The sequence below is a fragment of the Siphonobacter sp. SORGH_AS_0500 genome (assembly GCF_002838835.1).
Taxonomy (GTDB): Bacteria; Bacteroidota; Bacteroidia; order Cytophagales; family Spirosomataceae; genus Siphonobacter.
In genome coordinates, this window is record NZ_NHPP01000009.1 from 1 (window position 1) to 13,039 (window position 13,039).

The following is a 13,039-nucleotide window of genomic DNA, read 5'->3' on the forward strand; positions in this document are numbered from 1 at the left end:
GATCGTCTGGTGGTGGCTAGCATCAGTGGCATTTCGGGTCAGGCTAGTACCAAGAAGCGGGTAACGATATCGAATCCTTACTCGGGTAATCGGACGTATCTGTGGTACATCTACCGTGATTCGGATATGCAGTACATCGGTTACGGCACGGACATCTCTAGCAGTACGGGCGTGTTTGATGTGGATCTGGCTTCCTATAATCTGGTTTCGGGAACGGTGTATCGTTTGTATGTAGGGGATACGGGAGATTCGGGCAACTCTCGGCATGGCTATAACACCTTCACTATTGGTAATACTCCACCAGTAGACAATGCCTGCAATTACACCAACAATCAGTTACTAGGATCAACTGCCGGGAAAGATATCTACGTCAAGATAATAGGCAACTGCAAATACATTGCCTTTGAACCCGGTGGAGAAAGTCGTGCTCTAGACTGGCTATATGTTTTAGTCAATAACGGAGGTTGGGCTTCCGGGGTGACCCCACTTACCTCGGCTCAGATTCCTACCTGTTTCAAGCAGCCCGGGGAAGGATGTACTACTTCCTCTGCAAGAATAGCTGCCACCTCTGATTATGATTCTATCAAAACTCAGGGGGCTCTCTTGCTGGTCCCTAACCCTGCCCAAACTACCGTTGAGCTACGTTTATACAGTGATCAAAGTATTCAACGGGCAACTATTTCCGATATGCAGGGAAGAATTGTGAAAACTACTGCAGAAAATCGCATTGATATTCAGGCTTTAATCCCAGGATCCTATATAGTTTCAGTATTGACAAGCTATGGTGGCGTTTACCAGCAACTACTTATTAAAAATTAACTTAAAAAACTTCTTATCAGGCGAAATAATTTTTGCCTGATAAGAAAAAGCCTCTGCCTATTTAAATGGGCAGAGGCTTTTATCTTAAATACAAATGATATATACTCTAATTAGTTACGACATGGTCATTTGTTCGTAATTGCTATAGATCCTTACGCTTATCAATTATGTCAGTGATGACATAGATATTTAACTAGACCTGTATCTGGATATATCGAGCCGGGATTATGTAACTTTTCTCTGAAGCTCTTTCCTATAAAATAGAAGCTTCTTAGCGTCAAAGACTATGCATCAATCGATTATCCTTTGAAAAGACTCTAACTTTTTTTGAGATCGTATCAACGCTTAGGAAAAAATCTCGTTGTATTTATCTCGTCTGAAAAAGTAATAGAACCACTTGCGATACCAGACGGAATAATACTTACGTCGATATTTAACAAAATCCCGATATACAGCTTTGTTATTGCGATGACTTTCCAGTAAATGCAATAAATCCAGATGTCTGGCCCGGTAGGCCTGCATATGTTTGTTGTAGATATAGTGGTAATACTGCACGGAGTTCACATGAAAGTCCGCGTCGTCGGTTAAAGAGTTTTGCTCTAGCCTTTTGCGGTAATAATACAGCGGCTGTTTAATTTTATGAACGTGGCTGTTTTTGGTTAAAATTCGGATCCATAACTCCCAGTCTTCCAGCCCTTTGAGATTTTCATCAAATTTACCCGCCTGCTCGAAAGCCGCCGCACTCACCATGGCAAAAATGGGAATGGCATTCGAAATTAAAAACTCGTCGCGGTCGTAATCAATAATCTTCCAGGGCCCGGTTTTACCTTCGAAAAATTCAGCATCCGAATACACCAGACTCACGTGAATATGCTTTCTGAATATCTCAAAATGCTCCTTGACAAAATCAGGATGCAGCTTATCATCCCCATCGAGAAAAACAATAAACTGACCATTGGAACGATCAAATCCGTAGTTACGGGTGGAAGCTGGGCCGCCGTTGGGTTTACTATACAACTGGATGTTTTTGTCTTGACGATATTCCTCGATAACGGCCACAGAATTATCCGTTGATCCATCGTCAACAACGATAATTTCAACGTTGGAATACGTCTGATTTTCTACCGACTGGATGGCCTCGATAATCACCCGTTCATTATTATAACAGGGAATAATCACGCTAATTAATGGCTCAGCCAGGGCTTTGGAAGCAGGCGTTGGATAATCAGTTACCGTTTTGATCCAGTTCCCCAGGTAGTATTTACTGCGAATGGCCTCATCAAGTTTAACGAAAGGCAACTTAAGAAACTCATCCAACTCTTCTTTATTCTCTTCCGTTAAAACAAAGAAATTATTTGGATGATAAAAGTCTTCATTCACCACATAAGGATTGGTGGTAATGACTTTCTTTTCTAGTTTAATTCCATCAAAAATGCGGAAAGAAAACCCCGAATGTTCATCAATACAGAAGTCCAGAATAATTTCACTGTTTTTAATCATCCGTAGTTGATACTCATAAGGAAGTACCCGGTGATGACACGTAAAATTTTCTTTTACAAAATCTGGAATATGGTGTTCATCGTAGTGATTATAGACAAAATCAAACTGGACTGGGCTAATTTTACTACTGATGAACTTGTAAAAAGACTGAATAATATCCAGCCGGGAAGGATGGTATGAACTGATGTAATAAATCTTATTCTGAACTTCTCCTTGGAGTAAGTCCGTGGCTTCTTCGGGATAATCAAAATAAAAATTAGGAGCGTACTCAACGCCGTATTTTTTATAAGTGATTACATCCTGACGATCAAAGACATAGAAGTGGTCAAAAAGGTGAATTCGGGGCAGAATCATCAGGTTCCGGGAGATACCATCGTAATGAAAAGAGATGAACTTATCACTTTTTTTCTTGGCTTCCAGTAATAATGCCGTATCGAAAAAATCAGCCCGAATCACCAGCGTAATGTCAAAATGATCGTAACTCTGAACGACCGATAATCGCTTGTAATCCGAATACGTTTGTATTAACCTATGCTTATAGCCTTTGTCATTAAGGAAGGTTCTCCGTAAGAAGTTCGTCGTCCGCTCGCGTTTGTCTTTATAAACAAAAGGATAAATATTGTTATGCAATACGATTACTTCATAGCCTAAATGAATCAGATTTTTTTCAATTACTTCATATAATTGATAATCCCAGGGAGCTATTAGCAAGAATCTTTTTTTAGAATCCATTTTGTTGTAACGCGATCTTATTTCAATTCTAAGCTAAAAGTGGGGAAGTAATAGGCTTAGTTTTGAGACAGATGAAAAGTAAATACTCAATTTTATCTCTCTTTTTGATCAGCAGATCTTTGACCAAAAGATCATTTATCTTCCTGATGCCAACTCGACCTGCCTACAAAAATGAATAAATTTATCTTCTGACCCAAACAAATCTATCCAGTGGCCTACCTACGCAAAGGCTGGAAAGGTTCCATCAATTAATAGAAATTGCTGATTTGAAAGCCATGCAGGCAAGTAAAAAGAGCCTTACCTTTGGGCATGGATTACTTTAAAAAACTCACAGAACTGCTCAAAATTGAGCGGGAGGAAGATCGGCAATCGTACTTGCGTTTAACGGAAACGTCTTCGGTGGCGGACCGCAGAGCTAACGGATTGAGCTGGTATCCCATCGCCATTCGGGGCACGGAAATGAGTCGTGGAGATTACCTGACGGTAGAGATTGAACGTACGACGCATCAGGACTTACCCCACCAGCTTCGGTTTGGCATGCCCGCCGTATTATTTTCCAATCATGATCCCAAGCAGGATCGAGTAGAGGGTGTAATTGCCCATCAAAGCGGGAATCGACTTCGCCTGACGCTGAGAACGGATGAGCTGCCCGAATGGTCGCGGGATGGCAAACTAGGCGTGGATGTGCTTTTTGACGATAATGCCTACGATGAAATGCAGGCAGCTTTAAACACGGCGGCTCAGAAAATAACGCAGCCCGAGGGGCGACTCATTCGCATCCTGACGGGTGAGCATACTCCTACGTTCCATACCGATATTTTTACCGTTCCTCAGCCGGATTTGAATGCTTCGCAGGCCGAAGCCGTCGTTAAAATTCAACAGGCTAATGACCTGGCCATCGTTCATGGTCCGCCGGGTACGGGGAAGACGACTACGCTGGTGCAGGCCATTAAAACCCTGGTCAAGCATCACAATGAAAAAGTATTGGTGGTAGCCCCCAGTAACACAGCCGTTGACTTACTCAGCGAAAAGCTTTCGGATCAGGGACTAAATGTACTGCGAGTTGGGAATCCGGCCCGGGTATCTTCGCGGTTAATGGCCCTGACGCTCGATCATAAAATGGCTGATCATACCCGAACCAAAGAGGTAAAGGAGTTAAAAAAACGAGCTCATGAATTTAAAAACATGGCTCATAAGTACAAGCGAAACTTCGGCCCGGCGGAACGGCAGCAGCGAAAAGCCCTCTTCGATGAAGCCCACCGGATTATGAAGGAAGTAGCGGCATTGGAAGAGTATACCATTGACGATCTGGTTAATAAAGCTCAGGTCATTACGGCCACGCTGGTTGGCTCAAATCATTACACGGTGCGTAATTTAACCTTTCAGACGGTTATTATCGACGAAGCCGGGCAGGCCTTAGAGCCCGCCTGCTGGATTCCGATTTTAAAAGCTAAAAAAGTAATTCTGGCCGGAGACCATTTCCAGCTTTCGCCTACAATCAAATCCAGTGAAGCTGCCGCCAAAGGACTTAGTAAAACATTACTGGAAAAATGCGTAGAAGCTTATCCCGAGGCCGTGACACTATTGCAACAGCAGTACCGCATGAACGAGCTTATCATGGGTTATTCGTCTCAGGTGTTTTATGAAGGCAAGCTCAAAGCTCACCCTTCGGTAGCTAGTCACCGTCTGTTTGCTGAAGATGCTCCGCTGGCTTTTATTGACACGGCGGGCTGCGGATTTGAGGAAAAACTCGAAGGTACTTCTTCCACCAATCCCGAAGAGGCAGCATTTACCATCAAGCACCTGAGTCTGCTGGTGGAAGACCTGCGGCACCGCTATAGTCCTGAGCATTTTCCCAGCATTGCCGTTATTTCGCCTTACAAGCAACAGATTCATTTACTTCAGGAACAGGTAGAACACTCGCCCGAATTGCAACCATATCAACACCGTATTTCGGTAAATACCATTGATAGTTTTCAGGGACAGGAACGCGATATCGTCTACATCAGTATGACCCGCAGCAACCCGGAAGGGCAAATTGGGTTCCTGTCTGATATTCGCCGCATGAACGTAGCCATGACTCGGGCTCGTAAAAAGCTGGTTATTGTAGGAGACAGTGCTACGCTTTCTCAGTTTCCCTTTTATGCCAATTTCATTGCCTACGCCGAGCAGCATCAGGCGTATCAAAGTGCCTGGGAATTCATGAATTAATCGTTGAGACTAGCCCTACCCCAGCTTTTCAAGAAACCGATCACCCGCCCTATGAAACATATCTGCTTCGCCTTTTTTTTATACTTGCTTACTCTTGTCAGTCAGAGGTGTCTGGGTCAGGATCTACTTTCTAAAACCGTTAGTATTTCCGCCCAGCAACAACGCCTAGCTCAGGTATTGCAACGCGTAGGCCAGCAGGGCGGGTTTTCATTTTCGTATAACAGCCACTTATTCAATCAGGATAGTTTGGTGAGTATCCGGGTGCATCGGCAAACGGTTAATTACGTGTTGCATCAGCTTCTGGGCGATCGTTTTTTGTATAAGCAAACGGGTAATTACCTGATTATCCAGTTGAATATCACCGAAAAGTTTTACAACGTCAGTGGCACTATTCTCGACCAAGAAACGGGAGAAAAAGTAGAGCTGGCCAGTATTTACGACAAAACCCGCCTACTTGCTACTTCAAGTAATGATCAGGGTCATTTTCGCCTGCGTTTAAAAGCTCAAAAAACTACCCCCCTTTTTACCGTTAGCCGGCTGGGTTATCATGATACCACCCTCGTTATTCCACCAGATGAGAACGTAAACATTCGTATTAAACCCAAATCAGTTTATTTACAGGAAGTTACCGTTAATCAGCATTCAGGCGGGGAAAATAGCTGGTTAGGTCGGCGATTACTTTCACGGCGGCTGCGAAGTCAGAGCCAAAACCTAAGTCAGTTTTTTGTCAATCTCCCCTATCAGGTGGCCTTAACACCAGGATTAAGCAGCCGAGGCCGACTAAGTACGCAGATCGTTAATACCGTTTCCATAAACCTGCTCGGTGGTTATAATGCGGGCGTTAATGGCGTTGAAGTGGCAGGCGTCTTCAACATTACTAAGAACAACGTTCGTTCCCTGCAAGTAGCGGGATTGTTTAATCTGGTGGGCGGCAGCGTTCGGGGCGTACAGATTGCGGGTCTTCACAACAACATTATGGATACGTTGAAGGGTTTGCAGTTGTCAGGCGTCCATAATTTTTCGCAGCGTAATTTGGGAGCCCTGCAACTGGCAGGAGTTATGAATGTGACCCGCCAGGCAGAACATTCGCTACAAATAGCCGGCCTTAGCAATCATATTAAAAGGGGTTCGAGCGTACTCCAAATTGCCGGACTTTTCAATAGCCATTCCGGCGAAAATGCCCGCATTCAGATTGCCGGACTTTATAACTATGCCCATCACCTCAAAGGCTTTCAAATCGGAATTATTAACCAGGCCGATAGCTCTTCGGGAGCCAGCATTGGATTAGTCAATTTAACTAAGAATGGGAAGAAAACCTTCTCACTTTCAGCCAATGAACTCGTGCCTCTTCAGTTGGAATTCAAGAGTGGCACCCCTCATTTTTATACCGTATTAATTGCCGGTTATTCTCCTGCTTATCAGCGAAAACTATTTACTTTTGGGCTGGGCATTGGCTCTGAATTTACGCTATCCGACCATTTTGACTTTGCCGTTGAATTCAGTTCTCAAAGTACGTATCAGGGCAGTTGGTCACAACTCGGTAATTTGTACCGACTCCAGCCCATACTTCGCTGGAAAAAAACTAAACATCTCGCCTTTATTACCGGCCCGACCGCTTCGCTGTATCATTCCGGGCAAACCGTTTTTGCTGCTCCTTATTTAGCCGACCCCGCCCAGCATTTACCCAGTGCCAAAGTAGGTATGGGCCGCGTTTGGTTAGGGGGACAGTTTGCGGTAGAATTTAGCTGGTAATCCCCCTTTTCATATTTAAGAGACTGTTACTAAAAGCGAAAACACGCAGTTGCTTGGCCAGAGTTGAGCAACTGCGTGGGAATCCGTAATGTAGTAAACGTAGTTTGACCCCAAATTTTGGTTTTGAAAAGGTAGAGACGCCACTTTATCGCGTCTGGGTAAGAGGCGGGCTCGGTTACTCCTACCCTGACTGGGGTCTTCACCAGCCCAAGCCTAGTGGTTGGTGAGGACACCAGCCAAGGCGGATGTAAGACAGATTTTTGGGAAATAAATCCACCCAATGATCTTGTACGATCTGCTGATAGTAATGTTTAAAAGTTTTGTACGAGCCTAAATGAAAACAGATTAAAATGGTTAGATTTTCAGAGGTAGACATTAATAATGCTCTGCTTCTATGCCGCTTTTCTCCACTAACCTGAACTTGCTTTAATTCTTTGATGCGTAGCTCGAACTCCTTCAAAAATCATCTACGGTACAAAATATTTCAATAACTTTACCCTTTGAAATATGGCGTTATAGTGGCTAACTATTAAAATGTTAGATACTTAATAGGTCTCCTGTTTTATAGCATACCAGCTAAATTTTTGTCCCGAATTCAGGTTAAGATAGGTAGGATAAAGGAGGGATGTAGTCGCATAAACCAGGCATTACTCCTATCAATAATATAGATGGCTCAGGGCATTTTATTTATAATCCAGCAAATGCAAATCACAATAACTATAAAAGTGGAGGTGTTTTATTATGGATAAAGCGTTAAGAATCCTGCCTATTGTTTTTTTTTATGCACTGTCGATTAGTTGCAATTATTTATATTCTCAAAAATTGTATACAACGGAATTGCATTGGGTTTATTATGATTCTTCCACCTGCAAGTTGTCTTTTAATGAAAAAGAAAAGCTATTAGAATGGTGTGAACACCAAATTCCTTTTGTTATTTCTGATAAAAGTAAAAATGATGATGAGTGGAGAATGATATGGCCTAGTAATGAATCAAGTATGGTAATTGTTAATTCTAAAATCCTGAATATAAAGAATGACCAATATTTTGTTGTTATTTCTGTAGGATGTTCAGGAACACCATGTCAGAATATTTATGTTTTTAGAGAAAATAAATCAAACTGGTGTTTAATATCAAGGTCAAAGGCCAGGGTTAGGGGGGAGATAGAATTGATAAACAAAGATGATAAGATAATATTTAAAGCTAAATCAGGTCAAATTGGGGAATTTTCTTTTTAGTAATAAAAAAAACATTGTGTGGCTTAAATGTCGGGATGAGTATTTTGTAATCTACTGATAATCAGAAAAACAATTTTCCTCCTACCCTGGCGGAGGGCTTCACCAGCCTTACTAAAAGCCTAGTGTTTGGCAAGGACACCAACCAGAGCGGAGAGTTTAGCTGGTAATTCCTTTTTTCATGTCTTAATTAAAAAATTTTATTCTTCTCGTAGGGGTATTTTGGCTCAGGCTGTCATAGGATCGCTTTTGACTTGAAGGTTCATGCATGACTTCAAAAGAAAAAGGCTTGTCCTTCATCTATTTTTTAGCCAAACCAATGAAGATTGCATTCATTTTTCGTGCCTTACTTTATAGTCTCCCTTTTCATAGTTTGCTCCTTTCTGCTCAACATCAGCCCAGCAAAACCAGCGTGGCCCACATCGGTCTGATTTACCCTTTAAGTAGTAATGGCCACCTTGCCGCCGAATACAGCAATCCCTTTTCCCTGCACGGCCTGATTGGCGTTTCGGGAGCGGAAACGGGCGTAGCTCTGGCGGGCGTTGGTTGAATATTCGCGAAAATGCCCGAGGCTTACAACTCTCTGGCGTTTATAATCAAACGGGAGGTCACGTTCAGGGAACGCAACTAACAGGCGTAGTTAATACGGCTCATTCGGCCAAAGCTCTGCAACTGGCGGGTGTTACTAACGTAGTGAGTCAGGAGTTTACGGGGGTTCAACTGGCGGGCATTGTAAACGTAGCCGGAAAAACGGATGGCCTACAACTAGCGGGACTAGGTAATACCAGCCGGGGAAGCTCGCAGGTAACTCAGATCAGTGGGGTTTTCAACCGGAGCAATCAGGCCAATAATCAAATTGGGGGTCTGGTTAATGTAGCGAAAAAAGTTCGGGGCATTCAACTGGCCGGACTTATCAATATTGCCGATACGAGTGATTATCCCATTGCCCTGCTCAATTTTGTTAAGAGTGGAGAAAAATCCTTTAGCCTCAGCACCGACGAAATTCTGAACACCTTACTCACCTTCCGCTCCGGCGGACGCGTTTTGTATGGCATTTTAGGGCTGGGCTATCATTTACAGACTCCTTCGTTACTCGCCTTCGAAGGAGGTCTGGGAGCTCATTTGATGGATACGCCTGCCTTTCGACTTAATCTGGAAGTGGCGAGCTTAACCTTAACTGATTTCAAAAACCGCGAGTACTATCGCTATGCACTACGGCTATTACCCACGTTCAAACTTCAGGATCGCTGGGAAATTTTCGCCGGCCCTTCCCTCAATCAGGTGCATTTCAAAAATGAAAACGGCCCGGATTTACATGGCTTGCAGCTCTGGGAAAAAGTAACCTCCCGACAAACCTACGGCCTATACCTGGGCCTCACGGGCGGCGTTCAGTTTAAACTCTAATCACGTAAAGAGTCCACTAGTAATGATACCCGTGGACTCTTTACTACGCCTGTTTTTCTGGCTCGTTAATGAAAGCTTTGCGAGACAAATCCGAGGACTTTTGGCAGGGCTTCCCGCCAGTAGGTCCAGGTATGGCCGCCATCGTGAACCCGAAATTCGTGTGGAATAGTCTTATCCAGCAACGTAGTGTGCAGGGCCATGTTGGCCCGTATGAGATGGTCGTCATCACCGCAATCGATGTAATAACGAACCGATTTCAGTGACTCGACGGGCTGTTTCTGCACCAGATTAAAAATTGAGAACTGTTGCCAGTGATCGCTCAGTCGGTTTTTACCCTTTAGCTCGGTCGGCATCACTTTTCCAAATCTTCGCTGGTAATCTTCCGGTTTCATGGTTACGATTTCTTCATCGGTAAACACAGCTGCACTCAGCGGAGCGGCAGCGGCAAAATATTCAGGATGTTTGGTGGCCAGTAATAGCGTTCCGTAGCCACCCATGGAAAGCCCCGCAATGGCCCGGTAGTTTTTCTGCGGTCGACTGCGGTAGGTTGAATCGATGTAGGGAATGAGTTCTTTTATAAAGAAATCCTCGTAGCGAATTTTGCCGTCGGCACTGTTCATGTACCAGGTTTTCTCCGCATTGGGCATCACAATAATCATGGGAACGGCTTTGGTTTCCTCCACTATTCTTTCTACCTCTCCCATCTGAGTCCAGCCAGTTTCGTCATCGCCAAATCCGTGCAATAAATACAGCACGGGGTAGCGACGATTGGTGGTTTCATAACCCTCAGGCAAAAGAATGCTGTAATTGACCACTTTGCCTAAAATGCTACTTTTAAGGGGTAGGCTTTCCTGTAAATGCCCTTTTTGTCCGAAAACAGCAGGACTGCCGATGAGTAAAAACAGGATAATAACTATTTTCATACGCTCGAAATACGGGTGATTTTAGTGATAGGACTTCATCAGGCAGCTTCGATGCTTACCACTACAAATTTAGACGTAGGCGTATTACTTTCTTTAGCCACGCTATCAATCGGTACAAGCGGATTTGCTTCGGGGTAATACGCGGCGGTATTTCCTTTCGGAATGTCATAGGACAATGCAATGAATCGCTCAATCCGACGCTGCTGCCCGTTAAAATGACTGGTAATGTTTACCAACTGCTCATGTTTGATGTTCCGTTCAGCCATGTCTTCGGCATTCATAAAAATCACCCGCCGCTCGCCAAACACGCCCCGGTAGCGATCATTATAATCGTAAATTGTAGTGTTAAACTGATCGTGACTCCGAATGGTCATTAACACCAATTGATCTTTTTCCAGTTCATGAGCTTCGATCTGAGTTACTGAAAAATTAGCCCGTCCGTTTGAAGTATTAAATTGCCGATGACGAGGGCCATTGGGAAGGTAAAAACCACCGGGCTTGCGAATTTTTTCATTGAAGTTTTCAAAACCCGGCACAATCCGGGCAATCGAATCACGAATGGTATCATAATTCTCGGTGTACCCTACCCAATCTACCGTCGATTTTTCACCCAGCGTAGCTAGAGCCATGCCTGAAATGATGGCTACTTCGCTGAGCATCTCGCCTTCTAGTGGATCAAGCACCCCTTTGCTTTGACTAACCACACCCATGGAGTTTTCACAGGAAGTAAACTGCTGGCCCGAACGTTGCATGTCTTTATCCAGGTGAGCGTAACAAGGTAGAATCAGGGCGGTTTCTCCCGTCGTCAGATGCCCGCGATTCAGTTTGGTACTGACGTACACACTTAATTTCAACTGACGAATCCCCTCGGCCACAAATTCAGTATCCGAAGAAGCCGAAAGCAAGTTCCCCCCATACTTATAAATACCTTAAGTTTGCCTTCGTGCATGGCTTTGACTCCATCAATGGTATCCAAACCGTGCTTGCGGGGTGGCTCAAAACGGTATTCCTTTTTCAAAGCATCGAGAAATTTCTCTTCGGGTTTTTCCCAGATTCCCATCGTGCGATCTCCCTGCACGTTGGAGTGACCCCGCACGGGGCAGGTGCCTGCTCCAATTTTGCCGATGGCACCTTTAAGTAGGTGCATATTTACGATTTCCTTAATCGTATCTACCCCGTTTTTGTGCTGGGTAATACCCATAGCCCAACAGGTTACTATTTTATCTTTAAAAGCCAGTAATTCGGCAGCGGCTTCTATTTCCTTACGGCTGAGCCCACTGCTGGCTTCAATCTCATCCCAGGAATCCTGGCGGGAATTAATGCGAAAGGCTTCGTAACCAGCCGTGAATTCCTCGATAAAACGTTGATCTATTACTTTCCCCGGATGCTTTTCTTCCAGGGCGAATAAATGCTTGATAATGCCTTTCAATACTGCCATATCGCCATTGATCTTCACTTGAAGGAATACATCCGCAATGGGCGTTCCTTTTCCCACCAGTGTACCCACAGCTTTAATGGGATTCATGAAATCCTGTGGATTTTTGAAGTGATCCAGACCCGTTTCATGCAAAGGATTAATCGCAATAATCTTGGCTCCCTTTTTCTTGGCAATCTGAAGAGCCGTCAGCATCCGTGGGTGGTTCGTGCCCGGATTTTGACCCATGATGAGGATGACTTCCGCTTCATGAATGTCGTGCAGTGTTGTCGACCCTTTACCTAAGCCCAGCGTTGGAGCCAGAGCGGTTCCACTACTTTCGTGACACATGTTCGAACAATCGGGTAAATTATTGGTGCCGAACTGCCGAACAAAAAGCTGGTATAAGAAAGCGGGCTCGTTGGGTACTTTCCCCGAAGTATAAAACAAAGCTTCATCCGGCGAAGCCAGAGCATTCAGTTCCCGTCCTATTAACTCAAAAGCCTCTAGCCAGGTAATGGGAGCATAATGCGTGGCTCCTGGCCGGCGAATCAGTGGATGCGTTAATCGGCCCGCATTATTGAGATCCCGATCGGTCATGCGGGATAACTCGGCCAGACTGTGTTTACTAAAAAACTCGGGATCAGCCCGCCTTGTATCCGCATCAGAGGCGGTGGCTTTGGCTCCGTTTTCGCAGAACTCAGCCACTGAGCGATGCCCATCGGGATCGGGCCAGGCACACGATGAGCAGTCAAAGCCATCTTTCTGGTTCAGATTCAACAGAGCCTGCGTACCCCGGCCCACTCCCCCCTCACTCCAGGCAAATTCCATGGATTGAATCACGGCTTTTAAACCCGCAGCTATTTTAGAGGGTTTGCTCACACTCAGCCCCGTAAGGGTCTCTGGAGGCTGGGTTAATATGGTATTGTCTTTCATGGCTATTTGTAGGAAATGAGCTTCTGGCTGTAACCCACTTCAGATTTAATGTTTAGTAACAAGGTACTACTAACGAACCTGTTTCCACGAGCAGTGTGGTATTTTCTTTCTTCGT

At 44.5% G+C, this 13,039-nt stretch carries 8 protein-coding genes and 1 pseudogene; 6 read left to right on the plus strand and 3 right to left on the minus strand.

Annotated features, from left to right (window positions below; genetic code table 11):
• On the plus strand, positions 1-819 hold an 819-nt coding region (locus BWI96_RS12065; protein ID WP_157830338.1), incomplete at its 5' end, for a T9SS type A sorting domain-containing protein.
• A gap of 345 nt (positions 820-1,164) precedes the next feature.
• On the opposite strand, the gene BWI96_RS12070 is transcribed toward BWI96_RS12065, so the two are convergent.
• Positions 1,165-3,051, minus strand: coding sequence for a glycosyltransferase (locus BWI96_RS12070; RefSeq protein ID WP_106636894.1), 1,887 nt, complete (start codon positions 3,049-3,051; stop codon positions 1,165-1,167).
• A gap of 309 nt (positions 3,052-3,360) precedes the next feature.
• Between BWI96_RS12070 and BWI96_RS12075 the strand changes: the two genes are divergently transcribed.
• From BWI96_RS12075 to BWI96_RS12095, 5 genes are all read left to right on the plus strand, one after another.
• Positions 3,361-5,262 carry an AAA domain-containing protein gene (locus BWI96_RS12075; RefSeq protein ID WP_106636895.1) on the plus strand — a complete coding sequence of 634 codons (1,902 nt, stop codon included), beginning with the start codon at positions 3,361-3,363 and terminating at the stop codon, positions 5,260-5,262.
• 51 nt (positions 5,263-5,313) lie between these two features.
• Entirely contained in the window at positions 5,314-7,014 is a 1,701-nt protein-coding gene (locus BWI96_RS12080; protein ID WP_106636896.1) for a carboxypeptidase-like regulatory domain-containing protein, read from the plus strand.
• Between the two features lie 741 nt (positions 7,015-7,755).
• Positions 7,756-8,250 carry a hypothetical protein gene (locus BWI96_RS12085; RefSeq protein ID WP_106636897.1) on the plus strand — a complete coding sequence of 165 codons (495 nt, stop codon included), beginning with the start codon at positions 7,756-7,758 and terminating at the stop codon, positions 8,248-8,250.
• 316 nt (positions 8,251-8,566) lie between these two features.
• A complete protein-coding gene (locus BWI96_RS12090) occupies positions 8,567-8,797 on the plus strand; it encodes a hypothetical protein (RefSeq protein WP_157830339.1) in 231 nt (76 codons plus the stop codon).
• A complete protein-coding gene (locus BWI96_RS12095) occupies positions 8,794-9,651 on the plus strand; it encodes a hypothetical protein (protein WP_106636899.1) in 858 nt (285 codons plus the stop codon). Before BWI96_RS12090 ends, BWI96_RS12095 begins: the two co-directional genes overlap by 4 nt.
• Positions 9,652-9,716: 65 nt before the next feature.
• Here BWI96_RS12095 and BWI96_RS12100 read toward each other — a convergent pair whose 3' ends face one another.
• A complete protein-coding gene (locus BWI96_RS12100) occupies positions 9,717-10,574 on the minus strand; it encodes an esterase family protein (protein ID WP_106636900.1) in 858 nt (285 codons plus the stop codon).
• A 38-nt stretch (positions 10,575-10,612) separates the two neighbouring features.
• Positions 10,613-12,924: pseudogene (locus BWI96_RS12105) on the minus strand (FdhF/YdeP family oxidoreductase).
• Between the last annotated feature and the right edge of the window lie 115 nt (positions 12,925-13,039).